This window comes from Deinococcus detaillensis, from assembly GCF_007280555.1.
GTDB classification, from domain to species: Bacteria; Deinococcota; Deinococci; order Deinococcales; family Deinococcaceae; genus Deinococcus; species Deinococcus detaillensis.
In genome coordinates this window covers 119003-144060 of record NZ_VKDB01000001.1, presented here as the reverse complement: position 1 = coordinate 144060, position 25058 = coordinate 119003, and the positions used below count along the sequence as shown (strand labels likewise).

Genomic DNA, 25058 nt, shown 5'->3' with positions numbered 1-25058 from the left:
CAGGCAGCATCCCACAAGCTCTCTTCACTCTGCCTTGAACTTATCAGCCTCGCTTGTGGAGCATCATTCGGTCATGACCGATCCCAAGATCAGCAGCGACCCTGCCGACACCTCGCCCGCCGAAGGCCAGAGCCATCCGATTCCCGCCGAGGACAAAGGCAAAGGCACTGGCGGCATAGATACCGCTGACCGTGCTGACCCCGCCGAGGGGGGACGCGACGAAACACCCGGCAAGGGCGCAGATTTGAGCAGCGCTGCCGACAACGCCGAGGCGAGCGGACGCAAGTAACGCGCTCTTCAAACACATCGCCGTACTTACTTGCTGAAATCGTAATTCGCCAAATCGTCGGCTTTCAGTAATGTTTTACCCGGTTTGATTCCATTGCGCTGTAAAATGTAGGCGGTCGAGCTAAGGTACTTCTCCGGTTTAAGGCTTCCCAGCGCCGCTGGGAGTCTACTAAGTACGGCCAGATGGGAGTGGAGGGATGGAGCGTTTTTGGCGGAATCCCAAAACGGTAATCTGGCTGTACTTTTCTACCTTCTCGCTTTGCTCGGTTTATCTAAAGATAAACGTTGTTCTACTTAATGGACAGCATGAAGTGAAAATTGTCCAAAGTAAATTTCGACCACTTTTCGAGAAAAGCAGCGCCCGTAATTCGAGGGTCAGTGTCGTTGCTGAGCGGCGGTGAAGAGGTGGCCAGCGAATATGGACAGGGCTGCCGAAAGTGTTAGGGACGAGAACAGGGGATTTCTCAACATGACGGCCTGTACAGACGGGGTGAAACGCTTTGAAGGGTCGGGCGAATAGGCGGTGTCGTTTTCTTCTGCTCAAGCTTGGTTAGGCCCGCGCTGTCAGACAGCGGAAGCTGGCTCCGATGGTGTAGCTGCCGTCCGTCTGGCGGTACGGCTCCAGCGCCCGGTGGTAGGCCACCTTGACCGCCTCCTCCCCGGAGTGGGCGATAGCACGGGCCGAGACCCCGGATGAGAGCTGCGCGAGCAGGGCCGTGGTGAGATCTGCGTAATGCCACGTTAAGGGCACGTCGAAGACTTCCTGCGGCTCCAAGCCTGCGCCAGTCGCAAACGCCCGCAGAGCCACCTCATCCGAGAGGGCAAATGGGCCGGGTGCACCGGGCGGCGGCAGCGGCAGCAGCGGCCCGAGCGCCCGGACCAGGGAGGCTGCCTCCATCCCTTCCGGGTCGCCCCAAGTCATGATCAGCACCTGGCCGCCTGGTCTGGCGACCCGCTTCGCCTCGCCCAACGCGACGCCTGGATTTCCGGCGTATTGGAACGAGTTGAATCCGGTCACCAGATCGAAACGGTCATCCGCGTAGGGCAGGGCTTCAAGGTCGCCCTCCAGGAAATCGGCGGTCGGCACCCGTTCCTGAGCAATCGCCAGCATGTTGGGTGAGGCGTCGAGACCCCGAACCGACGCGCCCCGTTCGGCGGAGAGCTGCGCGGCCAACCCGGCACCGCATCCCACGTCAAGGTGATCGCACCCTGCTGACAGGCCGAGGCGCTCGTAAGCGGCCAGATACATGGGTCGGCACAGGCTTTCCTGAAGGTCGGCCCAGTCCCGTGCCCGGCTGCCCCAGAGCGGGGCGTTGAAGGCGGCGGTGCGCGGTCTCGGTTCACTGGTCATACATTCCTCCACTTTCTGGCGAGCGTGTGCTTCTTGCAGCTGCGTACGGCCCTCAGACGTACGGCGGCGTGGGTGCTTGGCGGCGGCATATCGGCAGGGGAGACCAAAAGCTCAGGCCTCTCCTGCCGATATGCCCTCTGAACCCAGATCAAGGAGGCACCTCACCGCTGACTGCCGTCTCTACAGCGGCCCGTCTTGCCGGGAGCCGCTCATTCGTCCGGCGTGGTCGGCGCGGCTCCGTTAGGCAGTAGGAGCACCGCTGTGTAGGACGCGGGCAGCGTGGTCATGTTGCAGAAGTTGTGGACGTCTCCTGCCGGGTAGACGTAGGCCTCACCCGCCTTGTAGGTCTTGCTGCTGGCCGGGGTGGTGGCTGTGGCTCTGGTTTCCACTATGACCTCGCCAGTCAGCACAGTCTCGATTCCTGAACCGCCGTGGTGATGAAAGCCGGTGCAGATTCCTGCTGGAAGATCGAGCACGTCCTGCTCCACCTGCACTGTGGCCGGGAGTGGCGGAGGAATGAAAGCGTGCGCCGAGACAACCTTGAACTCGGGCTTCGGCACAGCTGGAGTCTGGGCCTGAGCCGCTCCCAACAGCAAGCTCCCGGTGCAGACGATGGCGCACAGATGCGTAAATGCTCCCCTCATAATTTCCCCCTTGCAAGGCGTGCTTGCCCTGCGACCTGAAACAGCTCTCTTCCAGTCGCCCTCTGAATCGTGCTGCCACCCTCCGAAGCGGCCACCACTAAACGGACGGATCCGAATCTGAATCAGTCCTCAGTGATGCCTTACGGTAGGCGCTGGGAGGGCACTTTCACATCAGCAATACTCGGTAGTCGGCCCTGGTAGCAGGATTCGGTACACCGCCGCAAATTTGAAGAAATTCGGCGCGGTTCTCCACTCATACCAATCACCAAAAATTTGGCTTCCAAAAAGCCAAATTTTTCGAGCGGAGCGAGTCGTGAACAATACCAATCACGGAAATGGAGGCGGCGCTCTCGGCGTTTTCCTGAGAGTGCATTCGGAATTTTGGTGATTGGTATCAGTTACCGAACAATATCGGTTCTGCTCTGCTGTTACGGGCGCAGAACCTTTCCCTGTTCGATGGCCCAGCGGGCCAGTTCTACACGGTTACGCAGCCCCAGTTTACTGAGCAGATTGCTGACGTGCTTGCTCGCCGTGCCCGGACTGATATTCAGCAGGCGGGCAATCCGGCGATCCGGGTGGCCCTGAGCGACGAGTGCCAGCACCTCCCACTCGCGGGGGGTCAGGTCTGGACGGACGCCTGAGCGCTGCGTGGGGATGGACAGGTGCTGCACCAGCCGCTCAGCCAGCGCCACCGCGTCCGGCAACAGCAAGCGTGTTCCCGCTATCCAGGCCTCCTGAAACCCGGCTTCCCCCAGTACCTGACGAGCCTGGTCCAGATCACACCGCAACTGGAGGTCGGAAACGCTCTGCGAAGTTTCCCAGCCGGGACCATTCACGAACGCCGTGAACTGCACCAGGGTGTTCCAGTCCTGCACGTCCGCCGCCGCCAGGGTCAGGCTCCATCCCAGGACAGCGTTGGTGACGCCCCTGAAGCCCTGTGCAACTGATTTGTGGAGGCAGGCAAGCAGCAGCGTGACGGCCTCAGCCCGCCGGTTCAGGTGCAGCAGCAGTTGGCCAATCAGGTTCTCGGTGACAAGTTCAAACACTTGGTTACTGACCTCCCGGTAATACTGGCGGGCCAGCACGGCGTAGTCCAGGGCCTCTTCGTGGCGGCCCAGTTCCAGCAAGCAGCGGGCGGCTGCCAGACGCGAAATGGGCCGGTTCATCCGCCCCCTGGGAGTCTGGAAACTGCCGAGCATCCGTTCAGGTTCCTCACGCAGCACCTGCTCCACCCGGTCCCAGGCCTGATCGGCACGGCCCATTGCCAGCTGCACTTCGGCGAGGGCGAGGCTGGTCATGGCGGCGGCGTCGCGGTCGCCCAGTTCCTGGCAGATCGTCAACATCTCTCGCAGACGCACTTCTGCGGCCTGGAACTGCCCAGTGTCATTCAGGCCATAGGTGCTGACTTCCAGTGCCCGCAGCAGCATCTCCCGGTCCTCGGGGGGCGGGAGGGCCAGCACCTGATTCGTCAGCGGCACTTCCCGAGCAGACAGACCGAAGGACATCCAGAAAAATCCGATCTTACAGAGGTAACGGTAGGCGAGGTCGGCTTGGCCCTGCTCCGTGACCCAGACCATCCCAGCCCGGATATTGGGATAGTGTGGCAGGTAACTTGCCCGGTCGTCGGTGCCGCCCCGTTCCCACTTCCCGATATGCTCCTCGATCATGTTCAGAAAGTAGAGGGCATGCCGGTCACGCCAGCTGCGGGCCAGTGGGTGGTGGGCAACCTGCTCGGCGGCCAGTTCACGCAGAGGTTGCAACATCTTCCAGCGCGTTTCCGGTGTTTCCAGGCGCTGCACGAAGCTCTGGTCCAGCAGCACTTCGGTTCGCTCGAGTGCGTCTGCTGATCCCCAGACCGCCGTCAGCGCCGCCGGGGTGAAGTTGCCCTCAAAGAGTGAGCAGCACTCGAAAATGTCACGGTCGTTCCCGCTCAGCAGATCGTAGCTCCACTGCACAGCGGCCCGCAGCGAACGCAGCCGTTCGGGCCGGTCCTGAAAGTCCGCTTTCAGATTCCCCAGTGGTCCGCGCAGTTGCGCCAGCAGGTCAGGCAGCGCGTAGTTTCGCAGACGGGCGGCAGCGAGTTCCAGGGCCAGCGGCACCCCCTCCAGAATTTCGCACAACCGGATCACATCAGGCGTGTTGTGGACAGTGAGGCGAAAGGAAGGCCGCGAAGCCTGAACACGCCTCACAAAGAGTTGCACGGCGGGACTGGACGCGGCCTGAACAGCGCTTCCCGGCAGGGCCAGCGGCTCCACTGGATGCTCGTATTCGTCATGCAGGTGCAGGGCGGCGCGGCTGGTGACCACGATTTGAAGGGTGCCCTCGCCAGAATTGAGATCACCCAGGTGCAGCGCTGCCGGGAGGAGGTGTTCGAAGTTGTCGAGAATCAGAAGCGTCCGCTGCTGTGCGGCAAATTCACGGATGAGTCGCCCAGGATCGCCTCCGTGTGCAGGTAGAGGGAGCGCCAGAGCGATAACGCTGAGCACCTCGCCCGGGTCGCGCAGAGTAGACAGGTCCACGAACTGAACGTGGTCGTACATCATCTGGACCCAGTGCGCCAGGTGCAACGCGAGCGCCGTTTTGCCGATGCCGCCAGGACCGCGCAGCGTGATGAGCCAGCAGCCACTGTGCAAAAGCTCCATCAGGCGGCTCAGATCACGCTCCCGCCCCAGCAGGAGGCCTGGCCCTGCCGGAAGCGGTGCCTCGAGCTGATTGTTCATGACCCAGTGTACAGAGAGTGTTATGAGATACAAAGTAGGAATTGGAGTTCCTGGACTTTTAGCTCAAGTGAGTGCAAAAGACGGCAGCGGTATGGCCGGTTTTTATGTGCCAGAAACCACCAGCCCGTTATCCTTTTGAACGCAAATGTCCGATTGGCGTGACCAATACTGGACTCGGTTCAGAGGAGTCGCTAGATATCCGGCGACGCTGAGAAGCGGGGCGGGTCAATAAGCTGCTGGAAGCGGGCAAGCTCACGAAGATTGTGTTGCAGCCGTAGCTTTGATCTAGAGCATTTGAACGCTCTCTCTTCCACACTGTAAAAGCCAACGATTACAAAACCTCCCGCCCACACAACCCACCCGCCCAAGTCCTAGCGTGAAGCTTATGCCTGAGCTGCCGCTGTTCGAGTTGCCTGACACCGACACAAATCACGATCTCAACGTTAACCAGTCACCTGAAGCACGGGCCGCTTTACTGCTCACTGTGTATGAGCGCTTCCGGGCCGAGTACGGCGAGGTGCCGCTCGTGCCCCGGCGTGAGGCCATGCACGAACTCATCAGCACCATCTTGTCTCAGCGCACCACCGCTGCCAACGAGGACGCCGCTTATCAGGAGTTGCGCGAATTGGGTGACTGGGACGCCATCGTAGACGCCCCGACCGAAGCGGTGGCCCACGCTATACGCCTGAGCAATTACCCCGACCAGAAAGCCCCACGCATTCAGGCCACCTTGAAGGCCGTCAAAGCCGAGCGCGGCAATTACGACTTAGACTTTTTGAACGAGCTGACACCTGAAGCGGGCCTCAAATGGCTGACCGCTCTGCCGGGCGTGGGCGTCAAAACCGCTTCGCTGGTGCTGCTGTTCAACTACGCCAAACCAGTTTTCCCGGTGGATACCCACGTTCACCGCATCACCACCCGCATCGGGGCGATTCCCAAAATAGGCGAGCAGACAGCACACAAGGCGCTCTTGGCTCTGTTGCCGCCCCAGCCGCCGCTGCTCTATGAGCTGCACATCAATTTGCTGCGGCACGGGCAACGGGTGTGCAGTTTCAGCTCCCCGAAGTGCAGCAAGTGCGTGCTGCAAGACGTGTGCGACGCTTATCAGATTTACGGCGGCAAGGTGCCTACATTCAAGAGTTAGCGCCCAGCACCTTCGCTGATTTGTTCGCTTTTTCACCCGCGTCTGTTACCCTGTGTCGGTGCGTTCTCTGCTTACTGTGCCGCTCCTGATTGCGCCGCTGCTGGCCGCCTCACTCGCTGGCGCGGCGGAGGTGACGCTGCGCCCGGTGCTGAGTCCGGCGGTTTCAGCGCTTCTTCAGCGCCCGCCCAGCCCCGCCCACACCGGCCTGCTGGTGCGCGACCTCACGACTGGCAAGGTGGTGGAAGCCTCCCGCCCCGACGAGCTGTTTACTCCAGCGTCTACCCTAAAAATCGTCAGTATGGCCGCCCGCCTCAGCCAATCTGGGCCGCTGGCGTGGTACAGCGCCGATGTAACGGCCAGCGCCGCAGAAGTCAACGGCAAAGCCTCAGCGCTCAGCTCCGTTACCCTGCGCGGCGGCGGCGATCCCAGCTTCAGCATTCAAGGCCGCTATTCTCTGGCCGCGCTCGCCAAGCAGCTCTCAGCCAGAGGCATCAAAAGTGTTGGCGAGGTGCGCCTAGCGCCCACAGTCGACAGCAGCACCTGGCCTGCTTTGCCGCTGGGCACTCCTGTGGTGGCGGTGCGGCTGAGTGAATATCCGGGTTGGAACGATACGCCGGAACGCTACGCCGAGCGCGTCATCAGCGCTTTTGAAGGCCAGTTGCGGGCGGCGGGCATTCAGGTGGGCGGCGGGCAGAGTAGCTCGCTGGGTCATGTGGTCGGGCAAGCGGCGGTGCAGCAGTTCGGCAGCGTGATTCCGGGCGCTTCGCCGCCGTTGCCCGCGCCCCCTGCCGAACTCGGCCTGGCCACCGTTCGCAGCCAACCGCTGATCGAGCTGGCCAAACAGACCCTCAAGCCCAGCGACAATGTCTGGGCCGAGCAGATTGCCGCCGAACTCGGCAGCAAGGTGGCCGGCAACGGAGCCGTGACGCACGCGGGCATGGTCGCCGGACTCCGCGCCTTCCTGATCAAAGTCGGTGTCAATGCCGCGCCAATGAGCCTCAACGACGCCTCAGGGTTGTCGGGCGGCAACCGCCTAACCCCCCGCAGCCTGGTGACGGTGCTGAGCCGGATGTACGACTTGCCGATCACCGCTTCAAAGACCCCAATTACACCCGCCGACGCCTTTGCCCAGCGCAAAAACCTGTTTATCGAAGCGCTGCCGCGTGGCGCAACCGGCGAGGCCAGCGCCGAAGCCCGCGCCCTCGGCGGCACGCTGGCTGGGCGCTTCGTCGGCAGCGGGCTGGACGTGCGGGCCAAAACCGGCACGCTGCCGGGCGTCTCCAGCTTGGCCGGGTATGTGCGTGGCAAATCGGGGCACGTGCTGGCCTTCGCCCTGATGATGGATCAGGCTCCCGGCAACACCCTCGATTTGCGGGCTTATCAAGACCGAATGGTGAAAGTCATCGCGCAAAATCACTAATGGGACGCTAGCTGTCAATCCGCTGCACGCTGCTTCCGGCCACGCTTTTGCTGATCAGCAGGCGACTGGGGAGCCGCTCCGACAAGCTCTCCACATGAGTAATCACGCCGACCATCCGGCCCTGCGTCCGCAGATTTTCCAGCGCTCCGGCCACCGAGTCGAGCGCCTGCGGGTCGAGCGTGCCGAAGCCCTCATCCAAAAACAGTGCGCCCAGAATGCGGTTCCCGGCGAGGTAATCGCTGAGGGCAATCGCCAGCGAGAGGCTTGCCAGAAAGGTTTCGCCGCCCGACAGGGTCTTGACGCCCCGCGTCTCACCCGCGTTCCAGAGGTCTTGCACCATGTAGTCTCCGCCGTCCAGAGCCAGACGGTAGCGCCCATCGCTGATTTCAAACAGCAGTTCGCCCGCGCCGGCCAGCAAGCGGCTCTCGACTTCTTGGAGGAGGTACTGCTGAAACTCATTGGCCCGCAGCGAGTTGCTCAGCGTCGTCCACAGATCGAGGGTGCTGGCCAGTTGACCAGCCTTACCCGACAGTTCAGATTTGCGCTCTAGACGCTCGGCTCCGGCCCGCAGCGACTCGGCCAGCTCGCCGATGCGCCCGCGTGCCGCGCCGAGGGCCGCTTCCGCCGCGTACAAATCGCGCTGCGCCTGTGACAAACGGGCCGGATCAAATGTTACGCCGCCGAGTTTGGTTTCTAGGGCGCTCAGAGCCGCTAAGACTTGCTCACGCTCGGCGAGGTGACTGCGCAGGGCCGCTTCGAGAGCGCGGATCTCGGCTTCGGGCAAAGCGGACGCCTGCACCTCTTCAGCACTGAGGCAGAGACTATCCAGCACCGCTTGCAAGGCAGCCTCGGCACGAATAGCGTCGGCCCCGCGCTGATCGGCATTGGTTCGTGCGGCTTCAAAAGTAGCGGCGGCGGCAGCTTGGCGGGCCTGCGCGTCGGCCAGCGTGCGCCGGGCGCTTTCGAGTGCGCCCGCCAACGCTTTGAGCTGCTGCTGGGCGGCGCGGCGCTCCTCCGCCGGATCGGGCGCGGCCTGCACCTGCTCGGCAGACAAGCTCAGGCTCAGTAAAACTGCTTGCAGCGCAGCCCCGGCCTGCCCAGCTTCGGCGCGGCGCTCAGCGAGGGCGGCCTGAGCTGCTTGCAGGGTGGCAGCGGCGGCGGCTTGGCTGGCTCCAGCTTTGGCTTGGGCAGCTCTGGCACTGTCCAGCGCCGCCTTGAGGCTGCCGATTTCGTTCAATACCTTTTGCCGCTCTCCCGCCGGATCGCGGCCCGCCAGTTGCACCCGCGCTGCCAAGCCCGCCAGCAAGCGCTTGGCCTGTTCAGGTTCCTCGCCGCTGTACTTGGCTGCGCCAGTTCGCAGATCGCTCTCGCGGTCATGCAGGGCGGCTTCCCAGTCGCTGAGTTCACGGGCTTTGTCCTCGAGCTGACCTGAGCGCACCGTGCTGGAGGCCCGCAAATTTTTGAACCGGTCACGCCGCTCGTCTAAGCGCCGCTGAACGGCTTCTTTGATGGCCCTCAGCTCCTCCACGTCGGCGATGGGGCCGCTCGGTAAGATGCGGACTTCTTGCTCACACAGCGGGCACGGCTGCCCCAAGTGCAAGTGGGCGCGGTGAGCACTCAGCCCAGCTTGCTTGACGGCGGCCTCCAAAGCCGCTTCGGCTCGCTCGAAGTCGGCCTTGAGCAGCCGCCCATCTTGCTCGATCTGCTCCATCTCGCTTTTTTCCTGGCGCTGCAACTGCTCGTCGAGCGCGTAGCGGGCGCGTCCGGCGCTGAGTCCAGCTTTTTCAGCTTCCAGTTTGACCTTTTCAGCTTTTAAATGCTCCAGCTTCTGGGCGGCTTCATGGGCGGCAAAGTGAGCGTCTTCGTCCCAGGGCAGCGGCTGAGGATGGGTGGTTTGGAGGTTGCCCCCAGCACGTTTGAGTCGGGCCAGATCGCTCTGGGCATTCTTGAGCAGCTCGGCGCGGGCCTCCAAGTCGGGAATGTGCTCGGCTTGCTGCTGGGCGCTGGCTTCAGCTTGGGCCAGGCTGGCTTGCTGGCGCTCGGCGGCGGCCAATGCGGCCTGAGAGACCTGCTCGGCGGCGCTGGCCCGCTCGGCGGCTTGCTCAGCCTGAGCGGCGCTCCGCAGCAGCGGCAGAGCTTCGGCCACTCGCTCAGACCGCTCTAGGCGCTGGTTGGCTTGCTGGCTGCCGCTGTCCTGTGCACTCAGGGCGGCCTGCTCGCCTCCCGCCGCTTGGTTCAGGGCCGTTTGCGCCGCGCCAAGAGCCGTTTGGGTTTGGTGGGCAGTTCGCTCGGCCCCGGCAGCCGCCGCCCGCGCTTGCTGAGCGGTGTCCAAGAGTGGGAGCGCCCCCGCCACCGTTCTGGCCCGCTCGGCCCGCGCCGCGCCTTCCCTTGCTGCCGTCGCCTGCGCGTCGAGGTCGCTGAGCTTGCGCCCTTGCGCTTCCCACTCCTGATGCAAGCTTTCCTGCGCCCGCAAGCGGGTCAGCTCGGCTTGCAGGGCGTCGCGGTCATCGATCAGGGTCTGCGCCTCGGTCTCCACTCGGCTGCGCTCGGCTTTCAAATCGTCGAGTACCGCCCTAGACACGCCCGCGTACTCGCCCTCAAGCAGGTGATGCACGCCCGCCAGCTCGAATTTGAGGGTCTTGCTGCGCTCGGCGGCGTGCGAGTGCATCTCGGCGACGTGGCCGATGTTGGTCAGCTCGCCCAGCAGCTTTTGGCGCTCAGCTTTGGAGCCGCGCAGCAGAGCGTCGAACTTGCCCTGCGGCAGCATCACGGCGCGGGTAAAGCTCTTGAAATCCAGCCCCAGCACCTTACTGATACGGCTCTGGGTGGCGCGGGTGGTGTTCTCCGAGAGGTTGAGCCACTTGACCTTGCCCGCCGCGTCTAAGCTGTGCTGCTCGATCCGGACCTGATTCTCGGCGGCTTTGCGCCCCTTGTTGCGAACCACCCGGTAGGTTTGCCCGCCGCTCTCGAAGGTCAGGCTGACGGTGAACGACTTCTCGCCAGTGGAAATCAGCGCGTCCAGCCCAGTCTGGCCGAGGCGGTCGGTTTCGCCGTAGAGGGCGTAGGTGATGGCGTCGAGCAGACTGCTTTTGCCGCTGCCGGTGGCTCCCTGAATGGCGAAGAGTTGCAGGTCGGTGAAGTCGACTTCCACCTGATCGCGGAACGGCATGAAGCCCTGCACGCTGAGTTGGAGGGGTTTCATATTCCGTCCCCTGCTGCTTCGCGCACCGCCATATCCGTTTCTTTGAAGACCCGCCGCAGGGCGTCCGGCAACTCGCCTCGCCGCTCCTGGTGGTAGCGCTCGTAAAGCTGCTCAATGCTCAGTCCCTCACGGCTCGCCGCCTGCACCGTCGCCTCATCCTTGACGGCTTCCAACTCCACGCCCAGCGCGTTAGGAAATTGCCGCAGCACCCGGTCCTTGAGACCCGGCAAGGCGGTTCCGGCGGGCGCACGCACCACCACCTTCAGCAGGCCGTCAAAGCCTTTCACGGCGCTGAGGCGGGCATCCAGTGTTTCCAGATCGGCCCGAATGGTTCTCAGTTCCTTGCCGCTGACGAGCGGAATGGCGTGGACTTTGGCAGGCCGCCCCGCTTCGACTTCCACCAAGTTGACCTGTTTTTTCTCGCCGCCCTCACCGAAATCGAGCTGGATAATGCTGCCCGAGTAGCAGGCCAGCGGGGACGCGCCGAGTTCCTGCGGCTTGTGGACGTGGCCCAGCGCCACATACTGCGCCGCCGCCGGAAGTTGCAGCGGCGAGACGGTGTAGGCGTTGGTCAAATCGAACTGCATTCCCCTATCCGAGCCGCTGGCCACCGCGCCGTCGAGGGTGGCGTGCAGCATCAACATATTGACTGCTCCCGCTTCAAAACCCGCCGCCAACTGACCCAGAAAAAACTTCATCCCCTCGCGGTATTTTTGCCGCCACAACCCAACTTCGGCCCCCATCACGTCGGCGGCTTTGACCAATCGGCGCTCGGAGAGGTAGGGAAGTGCGCCCACCACCAATTTCTCGCCGCTCTTGGTCTCCACCGTGCGGATCATCTGGCGCGGATCGTGGCTCGGCTGGGCCACCACCTGCACACCCACCCAGCCGAGCAGCCCGCTGAGGCCTGCTAAGCGCGAGGCGCTGTCGTGGTTTCCGGCGATCACGATGCTGGGAATGCCCGCGTCGCGCAGCGCCAGAAAAAAAGCGAAGATGGCCGCTTCGGCGTCGGCAGGCGGATTGACCGTGTCGAAGAGGTCGCCCGCCACCAGCACGGCGTCAACCTTCTCACTGCGGGCCAGGCCCACGATTTCATTCAGGGCGTCGCGGATTTCGGGGGTGCGGTCGTAGCCGCGCAAAGTGCGCCCAGCGTGGAAGTCGGCGGTGTGAAGTACGCGCATACCGAAAAAGCTAGCACGGCAGACCTTAACAAAAGGAAACAAGAGTGCGAGTGGCAGCGCTTACGCGGCGTGTAGGCACAAAGGAACCGAGCAAAAGTTCAGGAGCCAATGGGGAGAGAGAAACTGACCCGCTCTTTGCCCAATCCATTCCAAATTGAGCTTGGGTGAAGTGGCCTGAAGTCTTAAGCAAGAGATGAAGCGTTTTCGGGCCAAGATTGACCTCCGCTAAACATCAAATGAAGCCCTCTGAGGCAAATCGCTCTATTTGTGCCTCACTTCTGCGGCTAAACTCGGCAAGTCTAGAAAGGCTCAGCAATTTGGACAACACCGCTTCCTTGTCTTCATCAACAGTCAATTTTTGGTTGATGGAAACCCAATGTGGACTGAATCGCACTTCGGTCATTTTTACACAGGTTTTCACAAGTGAATTGAGATTTATAAATCAATTTGGGGACTTGCCAGCTTCGTTCGGCGAGTGATTGGGAGAAGAACTGTGGAAGAAAACGCGGCAAAAATGGCACGGCAGGGCGACTTGATTTGTTTGGCCCACCTCAGATGGGATTTCGTCTTTCAGCGTCCGCAGCATTTGATGAGTCAGGCGGCGCGTGATCGGCGGGTGTATTACGTGGAGCCGCCCATCTTCGGGGAGTGGGACAGCTCACTGGACATCCGCTCTACCGAATACGGGGTCACGGTCGTCGTGCCGCGCCTGCCGGAAGGCCTAGACCCCGCTACCTCGCAGGCCCGCACGGCGGCCATGCTCAATGAACTGGCCTTCAGCGAAGCGTGGCACGATTACACCTTATGGGTTTACACCCCGATGGAAATGCCGATGGTCACCGCGCTTGATCCCAGCTTGGTGATTTACGACTGCATGGACGAGCTGGCCAATTTCCGCTTCGCGCCGCCGGAGTTGCGCCCCCGCGAGCAGCAGCTCTTGGCGCGGGCCGATCTGGTCTTTACCGGCGGCCACCGTTTGTGGGAAGCCAAAAGCGAGCAGCACCCACACGCTTACCCGTTTCCCTCCAGCGTGGACAAGGCCCACTTTGCCCAGGCCCGCAGCCAAATGCCCGATCCCGCCGATCAAGCCGACTTGAAGCGCCCCCGCTTGGGCTTTTACGGCGTGATCGACGAGCGCTTCGACACCGCCCTGCTCGCCGAGTTGGCCGAGCGCCGCCCCGAGTGGCAATTCGTGTTGCTGGGGCCAGTTGTCAAGATTCAGGAAAGCGATTTGCCCCGCGCCGCCAACCTGCACTACTTGGGCATGAAAAACTACGCCGAGTTGCCTCAGTATCTGGCGCACTGGGACGTGGCGCTGCTGCTGTTTGCCCGCAACGCGTCCACCGAGTTCATCTCGCCGACCAAGACGCCGGAATACCTGGCGGCGGGCGTGCCGGTGGTGTCGACCGAAATCCGCGACGTGGTGCGCCCCTACGGTGAGCAAGATCTAGTGCGAATTGCCAACCGCGCCGATGACTTTGAGGCCGCCTGTGAAGCCGCTCTTGCCGAACGCCACCAACCCGAAGGCCGGGAGCGGCAAGCCCGCGCCGACGCTTACCTGGCCGGGCTGTCTTGGTCACAAACCTGGGCCGAGATGGAGACACGGATGAATGAAGCGAGAGGCCGTAAGGCTACAAAAACTGAGGCCGCAGATGACTGAGCTGCCCTTAATGTCCAGCGGCTTCGATTACCTGATCGTGGGCGCGGGCTTTGCCGGGTCGGTGCTGGCCGAGCGGCTGGCTTCAGAGGGCAAGTCGGTGCTGATCGTCGACAAGAGAGCGCACATCGGCGGCAACGCTTACGACCGCTACGACGACGCGGGCGTGCTGATTCACCCCTACGGCCCGCACATCTTCCACACCAACAGCCGTGAGGTCTTTGATTATCTCTCGCGCTTCACCGAGTGGCGGCCCTACCAGCACCGGGTCAAGGCCAGCGTGGACGGGCAACTGCTCCCCATTCCGATCAATCTGGACACGGTCAATCAGCTGTACGGCCTGAATCTGACCGCCTTTCAGGTCGAAGAATTCTTCGCCTCAGTGGCCGAACCCGCCGAGAAGATTCGCACCAGCGAGGACGTGGTGGTCAGCAAGGTCGGGCGCGATCTCTACAACAAGTTCTTCCGGGGCTACACCCGCAAGCAGTGGGGCCTGGACCCCAGCGAACTCGACGCCTCGGTGACGGCCCGCGTGCCGACCCGCACCAACCGCGATGACCGCTACTTCGCCGACACCTATCAGGTGATGCCGCTGCACGGCTATACCCGGATGTTCGAGCGGATGCTGGCCCACCCCAACATCAAGGTGATGACCAACACCGATTACCGCGAGATTGCCGACTTCGTGCCGTTTGACCAGATGATCTACACCGGCCCAGTGGACGCCTATTTTGACTACCGTTTCGGCAAGTTGCCTTACCGCAGCCTGGAATTTGTTCACGAGACGCACCCGCAGGCGCAGATGCTGCCGGTGGGCACGGTGAATTATCCCAACGACTACGCCTACACCCGCGTCAGCGAGTTCAAGCACATCACCGGGCAGACACACGCCCAGACCAGCGTGGTCTACGAGCTGCCACGCGCCGAGGGCGATCCGTACTACCCGGTGCCGAGGCCCGAGAATGCCCTGCTGTACAAGAAATACGAGGCGCTGGCTCAGGCGACGCCGAACGTGATGTTCGTGGGGCGGCTGGCGACGTACAAGTACTACAACATGGATCAGGTGGTCGCTCAGGCGCTGACGGCGCACCGCAAACTCAGCGGAGTGAAGGTACTGGAAGAAACGCTGGCTTAACAGCAACGTAAAAAACCGGCCACTCCCAGATCAGGGGTGGCCGATTTTTTACGTGTTCAGAGATCTAGAATTTGATCACGTACTGAGCGAAGCCGTCGTCCTGCATTTTTTGCAAGGTGGCGTTGGCGGGCAGGAATTTCTGGGCGTTGGGGCCGGTGGCGTAGAGCAGGCTCACGCCCGGCAGCGGCGTCAGCTTCCAGTTGTTGTCAGCGGTGGGGTTGACGGTCTTTTGCGCCTGGAAGTACTGGACGAGGGCTTCACGGGTTTCGTCGGGAGCCTGCAAGATGATGTTTTTGCCGTCGAGGCCGGGGAAATTGCCACCGCCGGACGCGCGGTAGTTGTTGGTGGCGACCACGAACTGCGCGGCGGGGTCAATTGGCTTACCTCCGAACATCAGCTCCTTGATGCGGTGAGCACCGGGATTGGCCAGCTTGCCGCCCACGTCGTAGCGGCTGGGCTGGCTGACGTCGATCTGGTAGGTCACGCCGTCGATGACATCGAAGTTGTAGGTGGGAAAGCTGGTCTCGACGAGGTCTTGCGGGGCCACGTTCTTGGGATCGATCTGCTTGAACTGGGCCGCTGAGCGCTCCAGCCACTCCTGCACCTGTGCTCCCGTGACCAGCACGGCCTGCACCGTGTTGGGATAAACATACAGATCGGCCACGTTCTTGATCGCCAGCGTGCCCGCCGGAATATCGGTGTAGTAGCTCGCTCCGGCGCGTCCGCCTGCTTTGAAGGGAGCCGCCGCCGACAGCACTGGTAAGTCGGCGTACTTGCCGCCCGCCAAGGCTGCCTTGACGTAGGCGATCTGGGCACTGGCGACGAGTTGCACGCTGGGATCATCTTGCACCAGCGCCCAATACGAGTTGATGGGGGCAGAGAGGTCGGCCACATTGCCGCGCACATAAGCCAGCGTGCCCGCGTTGGCCGCCTCGACGGCTAGAGCGATGCGCGGGTCGGGTTTGACCAGATTGACCTTGGCCACCTTGTCCCAGATCGGGCGCAGCATCGACGCCGTGTCCTGCACCTTCCAAGTCTCTCCGACCTTTTTCAACTTGAGGTCGATGACGCCCAAATCGTTGCCCCAGAATCCGGCCATCACGACGGCTTTGCCGTTGATGGTGCCTTTGGTGATGTCCGCGCCGGGAATGCTCTTGTAGACCGGCCCTGGAAATTCCTGGTGGCTGTGGCCGCTGAGCACCACGTCGATACCGTCAATCTTGGTGAGTTCGGTGGAGGCATTTTCCTGCCCCGGCACGTAATCGGCGTTGATGCCGCTGTGGGCAATGGCGATGATGATGTCGGCACCCTGCGCCTTCATCATCGGCACGAATTTTTTGGCCGTCTCCACGATGTCGCGTGTCTTGACCTTGCCTTCCAGGTTGGTCTTGTCCCACTGCATGATCTGCGGCGGCAGGAAGCCGATGACGCCCACGTTGAGCACCTGCGGGCGGCCCTGAGCGTCATAAACGATTTTGCGCTGAATCAGGTAGGGCGTGAAGGCGTTCTTGTCGTTGTCGGGGTTGTTGTCGCCGTCATCGATGTAGACGTTGGCATTAACCATCGGCATGGGAGCCGCCGCCATCACTTGCTGCAAAAAGGGCAGGCCGTAATTGAATTCGTGGTTGCCGAGGTTGCCCGCGTCGTAGCCGAGCAGCTTCATGGCCGCGTGCATTGGGTGCATCTCACCGGGCTTGAGCGGGTTGACGCGGGCCACGTAATCGCCCAGCGGATTGCCCTGAATCAAATCACCGTTGTCGTAGAGCAGCGTGTTGCGCTTTTCTTTCTTGGCATTTTCGATCAGCGTGGCGGTGTACTCGAAGCCGAACTCGCCGGTGGGCTTGTCCTGGTAGTAGTCGTAACCGAGCGCGGAGGTGTGCAGATCGGTGGTTTCCAGAATCCGCAACTCGACAGTGGGCGTGGGATCGACGTTCTGGGCGCTGGCAAGGCTGCCCAGGGCCAGGGTAAGAAGAACTAAGGGTTTCATCCCCTCTTTATACTCCCGTAATGGTCAGCTTGGCGTAAGATGCTTGGTCTGCTAAGCAAAAAAACACGCCCCCAGCTTTCACCGGGGGACACATGCTTACTGAATTTTGAAACTGGCGCTCAGTCCGCCGCCTGCCCTTCCGCCGGATACACCTCGATGATCCCCGCCGCGCCCATGCCGCCGCCGATGCACATGGTGATCAGCGCCTTGCCGCCGCCGCGCCGCCGCAGTTCGTGAATGGCGGTGGTGGTCAGCTTGGCTCCCGAGCAGCCCAGCGGGTGGCCCAACGCAATCGCCCCGCCGTTGACGTTGGTGATCTCCTCGTCGATGCCCAGCGTGCGGATGACGGCCAGACTCTGGGCCGCGAACGCCTCGTTGAGTTCGATCAAGTCCATGTCGGCTAAGGTCAGCCCGTTTTGCTTCAAGACCTTCGGCACGGCCTCCACCGGCCCGATGCCCATGACTTCCGGCCCCACGCCCGCCACCGTAAAGCCGATGAACTTAGCCAGCGGCTTCAGGCCCAGCTCGTCGGCCTTCTCACGGCTCATCAGCAGCAGCGCCGAGGCTCCATCCGAGAAAGGCGAAGCGTTGCCCGCCGTCACCGAGCCGCCCATTTTGAAGGCGGGTCTCAGCTTGGCAAGGCCTTCTAGGGTAGTGTCGCGGCGAATCAGTTCATCGTCGGCGTACATCACCGTTTCGGAGGTGATTTTGGTTCCCTTGACCTTGTCCACGCGCACCGGCACCGGCACGATCTCGTCTTTGAACTTGCCCGCGTCCTGCGCGGCGGCGGCCCGCTGGTGACTCCGCACCGCGAAGGCGTCCTGATCTTCCTTGCTGACGCCGTACTGGGCGGCCACATTCTCGGCGGTCAGGCCCATGTTGATGTAGGCTTCCGGACGCTTGTCGACGAGGGACAGGTTGGGGCTGGGGTTGTGGCCGCTCATCGGCACCATGCTCATGCTCTCCACGCCGCCCGCCAAGATCACGTCGAAGTGTCCGGCCTGAATAGCCGCCGCCGCCATCGCTACCGTTTGCAGGCCCGACGAGCAGAAGCGGTTGACAGTCACGCCGCCCACCGAGTCGGGAAATCCGGCTTGCAGTGCGGCCAGGCGGGCAATGTTGAGGCCCTGCTCGGCCTCGGGAATGGCACAGCCAAAGATCACGTCCTCCACGATGGCCGGGTCGACGCCCACACGGGCCAGCGCTTCTTTCATGACCAGCGCGGCAAGATCGTCGGGGCGGGTGTTGGCGAGGGTGCCTTTGACGCCGCGCCCAACGGCGGTACGGACGGCGGAAACGATCACGGCTTCACGCGCAGGATTGGCAGTGGGGTTAGACATTGGGATTCTCCTTTTGAGAAGGGGTATTTATTTCAGAGTGTTGAGCTTCAAGCGGCCCCAGCATCCGGCTGAGGTACTGGCGCAGGCGGCGCTCGTAATTCTCTATATCCATATTCCAGTTTCGGAGGTGTTCTGCGCCTTCCACCCGCACGTACTCGATCAAATCGGGCCGGGCCTCGAACAAGCGGTCGAGCTGCGAAACGGGCACGGTGTCGTCGGCGCTGCCGTGAAAGATCAGCATGTGGCGGTCATAGACGTGGGCGTGGCTGAGGTGATCGACCGCGTCGAAATCCTGGCCGCTCTTGAGGGTGGTCAGCTTCTCCACGATGGGCGCGAGAAACACCGGCAACCGCAGTCGCACGGCAAAATGCTTGATCAGTTCGCGCCACTCTAGGGCGGGCGAATCGAGCACCACCGCGTTGACATACTGGGCCAGTTTGCTGCGCCGCATAAAGGCCAGCGTGATGCTGCCGCCCATGCTCAGGCCCATCAGCACGATCCGCCTCGCTCCGTGATCGCGGGCGTACTGCACCGCCACTTCCAAGTCTTCCCACTCCTCGGCGCTGAGCCGGTAAACGCCCTGCGGCGTGCGGCCCGCGCCGTGGGCATTGCGGTAAGTGACCACCAAGCTGCTGAGGCCAAAGTCGTGATAGGTCGGCAAAAACCGCAGGGCGTCTTGCCGCAGGCCCTGGTAGCCGTGCATGATGATGACCCAGTCTTGCTGGGGGTCGGCTCCGATTGCGCCTTCCTTGCCCGGCACGAACCAGGCCGGAAGCGGGCCGTGCTCGCCGCTGAGCACCAGATTGTCGAAGATCAGCCCGCGCCCCGCCGGATTGCCGAGCCCCACCGAACTGGGGCGCACCGCCAGCCCCGGCCTGAGGTACTGTCCGCCGCGCAGCAGGGGCCGCTTGACCCACTTGGAGCCGCCCTCCACCACTGGCCCCAGCAATGAGCCACCGTCTTCAGCGTCCCAGTCGAGCGTGACGGCCCCGGCGCGGGCGGTGGCGTAGTTGCGGGTGAGCTGAATCATCGTTTCGTGGTTCTCGTGCGACACCGCCAGCACGCGGGTCTTGTAAACGGGCCGCTTGACAGGCCGCGCATGCACCAGTCCATCGGCAAAATACCAGCCGGTGCCGAGTGTGGCCGCCACGCCGAGGCCCACGCCCAGCAGCACGCGGGCGAAGACGGGGAAGGAAGATTTAGGGGTGGGGGTCATGGGAAAAGTATCTCCGAAGTGGACAGAGGTGTGAACCGACGCCGTTTTAGTTCCGCAGCGGCTTGCCCGTCTTGAGCATGTGCGCGATCCGGTCTTGCGTGCCCTTCTTCCCGGCCAGCGTCAAAAAGGCTTCGCGTTCCAGGTCAAGGAGTTGCTGCTCCGTGACGCGGGCTTGGCGGTTGTTGGTCGCGCCGCCTGCCAAAATGTTCGCCAGTTGCAGCAAGACTTCGCGGTCGTATTTGCTGGCATAGCCGCCTTCCACCAGACCGTAGAGGGCGCTCTTGATCGCGCCAATCGCCGCCTCGCCCATCACCGGAATGTCCATTCGCATAGCGGGCTGCACATAGCCGGGCGCGAGTTCCAGCACTTTGCGTTTGGCCTCGGCCAGCAGATTGTCGCGGTTCATCACCGTTTCGTCGCTCTTTCTCAGGAAGCTGAGTTTGCGGGCGTCCTGAGCGCTGGTGCTGACTTTGGCGGTACCGATCAGCTCAAAGGCGCGTTGCACGGCGGGGAGAAGCGGCTGACCCGGCAAGGTTTGATCCGTAAAGCGCAGCAGCATTTCCTTGGTGCCGCCGCCGCCGGGAATCAAGCCCACGCCGACTTCGACCAGGCCCATGTACGTCTCAGCGCTGGCGGTCACGGCGTCGGCGTGCAGGGCCATCTCGGTGCCGCCACCCAGCGTCAGGTTGAAGGGAGCCACTACAACGGGGTGCGGGCTGAAGCGCAGGCTGGTGGTGGCCTGCTGAAACAGTTTGATGGCCGCGTCCAGCTCGTCCCATTCCTCGTCCTGGGCCTGCGACAGGATCAGTGGCAGGTTCGCGCCCGCGCTGAAGTTGTCGCCCTGATTACCGACGACCAGTCCGGCATAGCCCAGCTCCTGCACGGTTTTGTGGGCTGTGCCGATCATCCGAATAGCGTCCTCGCCCAGCGCGTTCATCTTGGAGTGGAATTCGAGCAGCAGCACGCCGTCGCCCAGGTCAACCAAGCTCGCGCCGCTGGTCTTCTTGACGACCTTGCTGGCATCTTTTTTGAGGTCGCTCAGAATCAGGTACGGCGCGGCGTAGGGCTGCATCTCACCCTTGGCATCTACAATTTCGCCGCCGTTGTAAAACTTGTCGCGGCTCTCGTCCTTCATTTTCTGGAGCAGCGGCGGCAGGGTGCGGCCTTCTTTCTCCAGACTGCCGATCACGGTTTTCACGCCCAGCGCGTCCATCGTCTCGAACGGCCCCTGCTCCCAGCCGAAGCCCCATTTCAGCGCGTTGTCGATGTCCTGAAGCTGACCTGATACCGTTCCGGCCATCTTGGCGGCGTACCAGAAACTGTCGTTCATCACGCCGCGCATGAAGTCGCCTTCCTTGCCTTCCACTTCGTACAGGCCCTTGACGCGCTCCGCCAGCGGCTTACCTTTCAGCGCGTCCAGCACCGCAACCTTGACCGGCGCCTGGTCTTCGTATTCCAGGTTGTCCAGATTCAGGGTCAGAATCTTGGTCTTGCCGCGCTCGTCCTTAGTTTTCTTGTAGAACCCACTGCCGGTCTTATCGCCCAGCCACTTTTTCTCTTCCACCAGTTGCTTGAAAGTATTGGTGAGGGTAAAGTCCTCGTCGTCGCCCGTCACCTTGCCGATGTCGTTGGCAACGTGGTAGATGATATCCAGGCCCGACAGATCGGCAGTGCGGAAAGTGGCGCTCTTGGGGCGGCCAATCGCCGGGCCGGTGAGCTGATCGACCACCGCAGGCGTCAGGCCGTTTTCTTCCATGCGTTTCATGGCCCGCACCATGCCGTAGACGCCGATGCGGTTGCCCACAAACCCCGGCACGTCGTTGGCGACGACCACACCTTTACCCAACGTATGATCGGCGAATTCGCTGAAGGCACGAACCACTTCAGGGCTGGTCTGATCGGTGGGAATGACTTCTAAGAGGTGCAGGTAGCGCGGCGGATTGAAAAAGTGCGCCCCCACGAAACGGCTCTTGAAGTCCTCCGAGCGGCCCTCGACTTGCAGGTGCATCGGGATGCCGCTGGAGTTGCTGGAAATGATGGCCGTTTTCTTGGCGACCTTCTCCACTTTCTCCCAGAGGTCGTGCTTGGCGTCCAGCTTCTCGATGATCGCCTCGATGATCCAGTCGGCGTCTTTAATCTTGGCGAGGTCGTCTTCCAAATTGCCCACCGTGATCAGCTTGGCGTTCTCGGGGGCCATGAAAGCGGCGGGGCTGGCTTTCAGCGCCCGTTCGATGCCCGCTTTGGCCAGAAAGTTGCGGTCAGGCTTGTCGGGCAACACGATATCGAGCAGCACCACCGGAATGCCCGCGTTGGTCAATTGGGCAGCAATTGCCGCGCCCATCACGCCCGCACCGATCACGGCGGCTTTCTGAATGGGAGAAGGCTGGGGTTGATGCTGGGCAGTCGGTGGGGTTTGAGTGGCAGTCACGGAAAGTACCTCCTGAGGCGAGAACGGGACAAATAGATAATTTTATACTCAGTTCAAAGTTTAGGGCACGGGACAGTGCTTGTCCAGATGTGCAGGCACAATCGGGAGCCTTTCACTGGGCAGAAGATGGTTGGGGTGGTTTTCGCTCTCAAACCATTCTGTGACGAAGTTATTTACTGTTCCGGTGTAGCCTAGGCGCTCCAAATAGGGCGGCAGAACATCGAGCAGATCTGCTTCACCTCGGCTGGCCGTCATAAACGGGCCGCAAAAAAACTCGGTGGCCACCTCAGGATGACTTCTCAGCAGTCGCGCACCGAACATCTCCGGCGGCGTGACCAACACCCCGTCCACGTCCAGCAGCAAAACGCGGTTCTGCGGCGCAGACTGAAGTGATTCAGTCATGGGCAAGGTCACCCTCAGAAGTTGCTGTGCCTGCTCCGCTTCGTCCGCGCAGCCGCCCCGCCACCACGGCGGTGAAGAAAGCCAGTCCGAAGGTCAAGCCGAGTTGCCAGGGCACGCCGCCCGCCGCGCCGAGGGCCGCCACCAGCGCTCCGCCGAGGCCCGCGCCCAGAGCGCTGCCGAGCATGTCGGCGAGTTGCAGCGTGCCGCTGACTTCGCCTTGTTGCCCGCTGGGCGCGTGCTGCATGACCACCAAAACATGTGCCGGAAAGGCCAGACCCATGCCGAACGCCGCCAAAATCCAGAAAAAGACCCCCAGCGCAATCGGCAAAGCGGAAAAGACCAGCGCGGCGAGCAGGCCCAACAGGCCAGTGCCGATTGCCAGCGAGCCGAGCCGCACCACCGAGGAGCGCCGCTGGCCCTGCGTGCGCTCGTCAAAGCGTGAATGAATCAAACTGGTGGCCGACCAAATCAGCGCTCCACCCGTCAAAAACAGGCCAGCTTGCAGCAAAGTCAGGCCGCGAAGCTCCGCCAAGCCCAGCGGCAAAATCGACTCGCTGCCGAAAAAAGCGAAGGCCAGCAAAAACCGCACCGCGTACCCCGCGCTCAGCGGCGTGCCGAGGGCCAGCATGCGGGCCGGAAAGAGGCGACCCAGCGCCGGCAAAGCCAGCCCCAGCCCCGGCAGCAGCAGCAAACCGCCCAGCCATTTGCCCTGCCCCAATTCAGTGATGCCTGCCAGCCCCAGCGTGACGCCAATCGCGGCCAGCACCACCGCCCACAGGCGAGTGCGGCTCAGCGGCGTGCCCGCGCCCCTCAAGGTGCGTAGGGTGGGCAGCAGCAATCCGGCAGCCAAGATAACCAGCGGCAGCAACCCCAAGAACACCCCACGCCACGACCAGCGCCCTGTCACGTAGCTCGCCAGGGCCGGGCCGAGCAGCGCGGGCAGCACCCAAGCACTACTCAGCAGCGCCAGCATTCTGGCCCGCATGGCGTCGGGGTAAGCGGTGTTGATGACCAAATAAGCCACCGACACGATGGCTCCGCCGCCCAGACCCTGCAAGATGCGGCCGCCGATCAGCACCGCCATGTTGGGGGAGAGTCCCGCCACACCGAGGCCAGCGGCAAACAGCAGCAGCGCGATCACCACCGGCACAAACGGCCCGTCGCGGTCAGCCAGCGCACCCAGCCCCACCGTGCCGACCATAAAGCCCATAAAAAAGGCGCTCAGCGGCCAGCCGTAGAGCTTCAGGCCGTGAAGTTCACGGGCCACTTCCGGCAGTGCGGTGGCCACCGCCAGCGACTCGAAGGCAATCAGCAGCACGCCCAGCAGCAGCCCGATACTCAGCGAGCGACGCGCCGGAGCAAACGGATTGAGCGAAGCGGACAAGTCGGCAGCGCTCACAGCTGCTCAGTCGTGGGCTGGTCAGTTCTAGGCTGCTCGTTTATAGATTGATCAGTCGTCAGCAACCCGAGCAGCGCTTCTTCGATACCGCGCCCGCGCCAGCCGCTTTCGAGTTCCAGGCCGCGCTGCGGCTGACCCTCCGCGCCCGGCCAGCTCAGCGCCGCGCCGATGACTTTGCCTCCGGCCACCGCCACCGCGCCCGCCATGAGCTGTGAAAGGGGCAAACCGGGCTGAGCCGCAAAGAGGGTTTTAAGCCGCAACTGCACGGCTGGAGCGGGCGGCAACGGCAAGCGCGACACGCGCACGCGGGCGGGCAAACTGGGCGGGGAAGAGTCAAGCATATCCTGAGTGTAAAACAGGGCAGGCCCGCCAAATGGCGGCGACCTTGCGCGGCCATACACTTTTTCACCGCGTTCCAACCTCACGTCGCTAGAATGCCCGCCATGATTGCCGAGCAAACCCGTCCGTGAAAGCGCTCACGCTCCTTTTGAAAGTTCTGCTGTGGATGCTGGCCGCCGTGCTGGGGGCTTTGGCGTTGGGCGCGTTTGCCAGCCTCAATCCCGCCGCTCCCACCTGGATGCGGGCGCTCAGCGCGGTAGAAGGCGTCCTGCTAAGCCACTTTTTGACAGCTTACCCACGCGGCATTCTAGAAGCGCTGGGCGCGGCTCTAGCGGTGTATCTGGCCGCGTTGCCCACCGCCACCAACTCCACCACCAAAGTCGCCTCCAAGCCCGCATGACCCCCGGCCTCGCCCAGACCCGCAAGGCCCGCCCCGCCGACGAGTGGGCCGCCGAGCGGGTCTTCCGGCCGCTGGCGCAACTATTGGTGGCTCCCGCCGCCCGCACCAAGTTGAGGCCCACCCAGGTGGTGCTGTTTCACACCGGCCTGACGCTGGTGGCTGCCGCTGGGCTGCGGCGCGGCGCTTGGCTGGCTCCGGCACTGCTGCTGCAACTCAAAACCGTTCTCGACAACCTCGACGGCCAACTCGCCCGCGCCACCGATCAGACCACCCTCAGCGGGCGCTACCTCGACAGCGAAATGGACGTGCTGGGCAATTTTGCCTTACTCACGGCTCTGCACGGCCCCCTGATCGGCCCCAGTGCCACGCTGCTGCTGAGCCTGATTCTGAGCACCGATTACCTGTGGGAGCGCGATTACCGTGCCGCCAGAGGCGAAACCTTCCGCGCTCCGGCAGCGCAGCAAGGCGACAATCTGGTGGTGCTGGCGGCGCTAGAGAAATTCTATGCGCTGTACTTCGTGCCGCAGGAGCAGGTGCTCAGCCGCTTGTTTGAAGCTCGGTTGCGCTCGGTGGCCGGCCGTCAGCCCAGCCCGCAAGACCGCCAAGCTTATACGCCGCTCGCTGCCCTGACTCTCAGCGCCAACTTAGGGCTGAGCAGCCAACTGCTGCTGCTGGGCGCGTTGACCCTGCTCAAACGCCCGCACTGGTACGCGCCGTCGCTGGCAGTGCAGGCCGCCGCGCTGCTGGCCGCTCAGGTCTGGCGCGAACGGCAAGTGGCCCTGAGCCGGCAATAAGCGCTTCTTTT

General features: G+C 62.7%; 20 protein-coding genes. 7 read left to right on the top strand and 13 right to left on the bottom strand.

Going from position 1 to position 25058, the window contains the following annotated elements; translation table 11 throughout:
• Nucleotides 1-73: 73 nt before the first annotated feature.
• On the top strand, nucleotides 74-289 hold the full coding sequence (locus FNU79_RS00735) for a hypothetical protein (RefSeq protein WP_143719020.1): 216 nt from the start codon (nucleotides 74-76) through the stop codon (nucleotides 287-289).
• Nucleotides 290-838: 549 nt separating this feature from the next.
• On the opposite strand, the gene FNU79_RS00730 is transcribed toward FNU79_RS00735, so the two are convergent.
• The 3 genes from FNU79_RS00730 to FNU79_RS00720 all read right to left on the bottom strand — a co-directional run bounded on the left by FNU79_RS00730 (nucleotide 839) and on the right by FNU79_RS00720 (nucleotide 5003).
• The gene (locus FNU79_RS00730) at nucleotides 839-1639 is read right to left on the bottom strand and encodes a class I SAM-dependent methyltransferase (RefSeq protein ID WP_143719019.1); all 801 of its coding nucleotides are present in this window, start codon (nucleotides 1637-1639) and stop codon (nucleotides 839-841) included.
• 209 nt (nucleotides 1640-1848) lie between these two features.
• On the bottom strand, nucleotides 1849-2199 hold the full coding sequence (locus FNU79_RS00725) for a cupin domain-containing protein (RefSeq protein ID WP_143719018.1): 351 nt from the start codon (nucleotides 2197-2199) through the stop codon (nucleotides 1849-1851).
• Between the two features lie 512 nt (nucleotides 2200-2711).
• The gene (locus FNU79_RS00720; RefSeq protein WP_143719017.1) at nucleotides 2712-5003 is read right to left on the bottom strand and encodes an ATP-binding protein; all 2292 of its coding nucleotides are present in this window, start codon (nucleotides 5001-5003) and stop codon (nucleotides 2712-2714) included.
• 385 nt (nucleotides 5004-5388) lie between these two features.
• On the opposite strand from FNU79_RS00720, the gene FNU79_RS00715 reads away from it, so the two are divergent.
• Nucleotides 5389-6147: an endonuclease III domain-containing protein gene (locus tag FNU79_RS00715; RefSeq protein WP_143719016.1), complete on the top strand. Its 759-nt coding sequence runs from the start codon at nucleotides 5389-5391 to the stop codon at nucleotides 6145-6147.
• Nucleotides 6148-6205: 58 nt separating this feature from the next.
• Nucleotides 6206-7567, top strand: coding sequence for a D-alanyl-D-alanine carboxypeptidase/D-alanyl-D-alanine-endopeptidase (locus FNU79_RS00710; protein WP_225429791.1), 1362 nt, complete (start codon nucleotides 6206-6208; stop codon nucleotides 7565-7567).
• A gap of 7 nt (nucleotides 7568-7574) precedes the next feature.
• Here the strand turns inward: FNU79_RS00710 and FNU79_RS00705 are convergent, their stop codons facing one another.
• The 3 genes from FNU79_RS00705 to FNU79_RS19005 all read right to left on the bottom strand — a co-directional run bounded on the left by FNU79_RS00705 (nucleotide 7575) and on the right by FNU79_RS19005 (nucleotide 12353).
• Nucleotides 7575-10769 (bottom strand): AAA family ATPase, encoded by a 3195-nt coding sequence (locus tag FNU79_RS00705; protein WP_143719015.1) that lies wholly within the window; start codon nucleotides 10767-10769, stop codon nucleotides 7575-7577.
• The gene (locus tag FNU79_RS00700) at nucleotides 10766-11950 is read right to left on the bottom strand and encodes a metallophosphoesterase family protein (protein WP_143719014.1); all 1185 of its coding nucleotides are present in this window, start codon (nucleotides 11948-11950) and stop codon (nucleotides 10766-10768) included. The genes FNU79_RS00705 and FNU79_RS00700 overlap by 4 nt, the downstream gene beginning before the upstream one ends.
• A 232-nt stretch (nucleotides 11951-12182) precedes the next feature.
• The gene (locus tag FNU79_RS19005) at nucleotides 12183-12353 is read right to left on the bottom strand and encodes a hypothetical protein (protein WP_185974567.1); all 171 of its coding nucleotides are present in this window, start codon (nucleotides 12351-12353) and stop codon (nucleotides 12183-12185) included.
• A gap of 111 nt (nucleotides 12354-12464) precedes the next feature.
• Here FNU79_RS19005 and FNU79_RS00695 point away from each other — a divergent pair, with 111 nt between their 5' ends.
• Together FNU79_RS00695 and glf are read left to right on the top strand one after the other, a co-directional pair.
• Nucleotides 12465-13610 carry a glycosyltransferase family 1 protein gene (locus FNU79_RS00695; RefSeq protein WP_143719306.1) on the top strand — a complete coding sequence of 382 codons (1146 nt, stop codon included), beginning with the start codon at nucleotides 12465-12467 and terminating at the stop codon, nucleotides 13608-13610.
• Nucleotides 13603-14742: a UDP-galactopyranose mutase gene (gene glf, locus FNU79_RS00690; protein ID WP_185974566.1), complete on the top strand. Its 1140-nt coding sequence runs from the start codon at nucleotides 13603-13605 to the stop codon at nucleotides 14740-14742. The genes FNU79_RS00695 and glf overlap by 8 nt, the downstream gene beginning before the upstream one ends.
• Before the next feature lie 64 nt (nucleotides 14743-14806).
• On the opposite strand, the gene cpdB is transcribed toward glf, so the two are convergent.
• The 7 genes from cpdB to FNU79_RS00655 all read right to left on the bottom strand — a co-directional run bounded on the left by cpdB (nucleotide 14807) and on the right by FNU79_RS00655 (nucleotide 23855).
• Nucleotides 14807-16729: a 2',3'-cyclic-nucleotide 2'-phosphodiesterase gene (cpdB, locus tag FNU79_RS00685; RefSeq protein WP_143719012.1), complete on the bottom strand. Its 1923-nt coding sequence runs from the start codon at nucleotides 16727-16729 to the stop codon at nucleotides 14807-14809.
• Between the two features lie 119 nt (nucleotides 16730-16848).
• Entirely contained in the window at nucleotides 16849-18069 is a 1221-nt protein-coding gene (locus FNU79_RS00680; RefSeq protein ID WP_143719011.1) for a thiolase family protein, read from the bottom strand.
• Nucleotides 18062-19285 carry an alpha/beta hydrolase gene (locus FNU79_RS00675; protein WP_143719010.1) on the bottom strand — a complete coding sequence of 408 codons (1224 nt, stop codon included), beginning with the start codon at nucleotides 19283-19285 and terminating at the stop codon, nucleotides 18062-18064. The genes FNU79_RS00680 and FNU79_RS00675 overlap by 8 nt, the downstream gene beginning before the upstream one ends.
• Before the next feature lie 46 nt (nucleotides 19286-19331).
• On the bottom strand, nucleotides 19332-21626 hold the full coding sequence (locus FNU79_RS00670; protein WP_143719305.1) for a 3-hydroxyacyl-CoA dehydrogenase/enoyl-CoA hydratase family protein: 2295 nt from the start codon (nucleotides 21624-21626) through the stop codon (nucleotides 19332-19334).
• Between the two features lie 147 nt (nucleotides 21627-21773).
• Nucleotides 21774-22115: a hypothetical protein gene (locus FNU79_RS00665; RefSeq protein ID WP_143719009.1), complete on the bottom strand. Its 342-nt coding sequence runs from the start codon at nucleotides 22113-22115 to the stop codon at nucleotides 21774-21776.
• Nucleotides 22108-23514 (bottom strand): MFS transporter, encoded by a 1407-nt coding sequence (locus FNU79_RS00660; protein WP_225429789.1) that lies wholly within the window; start codon nucleotides 23512-23514, stop codon nucleotides 22108-22110. Before FNU79_RS00660 ends, FNU79_RS00665 begins: the two co-directional genes overlap by 8 nt.
• Nucleotides 23511-23855 (bottom strand): hypothetical protein, encoded by a 345-nt coding sequence (locus FNU79_RS00655; protein ID WP_143719008.1) that lies wholly within the window; start codon nucleotides 23853-23855, stop codon nucleotides 23511-23513. The genes FNU79_RS00660 and FNU79_RS00655 overlap by 4 nt, the downstream gene beginning before the upstream one ends.
• A gap of 146 nt (nucleotides 23856-24001) precedes the next feature.
• On the opposite strand from FNU79_RS00655, the gene FNU79_RS00650 reads away from it, so the two are divergent.
• Both FNU79_RS00650 and FNU79_RS00645 read left to right on the top strand, forming a co-directional pair.
• Entirely contained in the window at nucleotides 24002-24253 is a 252-nt protein-coding gene (locus FNU79_RS00650; protein ID WP_143719007.1) for a hypothetical protein, read from the top strand.
• Entirely contained in the window at nucleotides 24250-25047 is a 798-nt protein-coding gene (locus FNU79_RS00645; RefSeq protein ID WP_143719006.1) for a CDP-alcohol phosphatidyltransferase family protein, read from the top strand. Before FNU79_RS00650 ends, FNU79_RS00645 begins: the two co-directional genes overlap by 4 nt.
• Nucleotides 25048-25058: the final 11 nt, after the last annotated feature.

Excerpts from the sequence above, each read along its gene's own strand:
- FNU79_RS00705 (WP_143719015.1), bottom strand. The coding sequence starts at position 10,769 with ATGAAACCCCTCCAACTCAGCGTGCAGGGCTTCATGCCGTTCCGCGAT.
- FNU79_RS00645 (WP_143719006.1), top strand. The coding sequence starts at position 24,250 with ATGACCCCCGGCCTCGCCCAGACCCGCAAGGCCCGCCCCGCCGACGAG.
- FNU79_RS00720 (WP_143719017.1), bottom strand. The coding sequence starts at position 5,003 with ATGAACAATCAGCTCGAGGCACCGCTTCCGGCAGGGCCAGGCCTCCTG.
- FNU79_RS00700 (WP_143719014.1), bottom strand. The coding sequence starts at position 11,950 with ATGCGCGTACTTCACACCGCCGACTTCCACGCTGGGCGCACTTTGCGC.
- cpdB (WP_143719012.1), bottom strand. The coding sequence starts at position 16,729 with ATGAAACCCTTAGTTCTTCTTACCCTGGCCCTGGGCAGCCTTGCCAGC.
- FNU79_RS00735 (WP_143719020.1), top strand. The coding sequence starts at position 74 with ATGACCGATCCCAAGATCAGCAGCGACCCTGCCGACACCTCGCCCGCC.
- FNU79_RS00675 (WP_143719010.1), bottom strand. The coding sequence starts at position 19,285 with ATGACCCCCACCCCTAAATCTTCCTTCCCCGTCTTCGCCCGCGTGCTG.
- FNU79_RS00670 (WP_143719305.1), bottom strand. The coding sequence starts at position 21,626 with ATGGGCGCGGCAATTGCTGCCCAATTGACCAACGCGGGCATTCCGGTG.
- glf (WP_185974566.1), top strand. The coding sequence starts at position 13,603 with ATGACTGAGCTGCCCTTAATGTCCAGCGGCTTCGATTACCTGATCGTG.
- FNU79_RS00655 (WP_143719008.1), bottom strand. The coding sequence starts at position 23,855 with ATGCTTGACTCTTCCCCGCCCAGTTTGCCCGCCCGCGTGCGCGTGTCG.
- FNU79_RS19005 (WP_185974567.1), bottom strand. The coding sequence starts at position 12,353 with ATGACCGAAGTGCGATTCAGTCCACATTGGGTTTCCATCAACCAAAAA.
- FNU79_RS00680 (WP_143719011.1), bottom strand. The coding sequence starts at position 18,069 with ATGTCTAACCCCACTGCCAATCCTGCGCGTGAAGCCGTGATCGTTTCC.
- FNU79_RS00715 (WP_143719016.1), top strand. The coding sequence starts at position 5,389 with ATGCCTGAGCTGCCGCTGTTCGAGTTGCCTGACACCGACACAAATCAC.
- FNU79_RS00730 (WP_143719019.1), bottom strand. The coding sequence starts at position 1,639 with ATGACCAGTGAACCGAGACCGCGCACCGCCGCCTTCAACGCCCCGCTC.
- FNU79_RS00665 (WP_143719009.1), bottom strand. The coding sequence starts at position 22,115 with ATGACTGAATCACTTCAGTCTGCGCCGCAGAACCGCGTTTTGCTGCTG.
- FNU79_RS00695 (WP_143719306.1), top strand. The coding sequence starts at position 12,465 with ATGGCACGGCAGGGCGACTTGATTTGTTTGGCCCACCTCAGATGGGAT.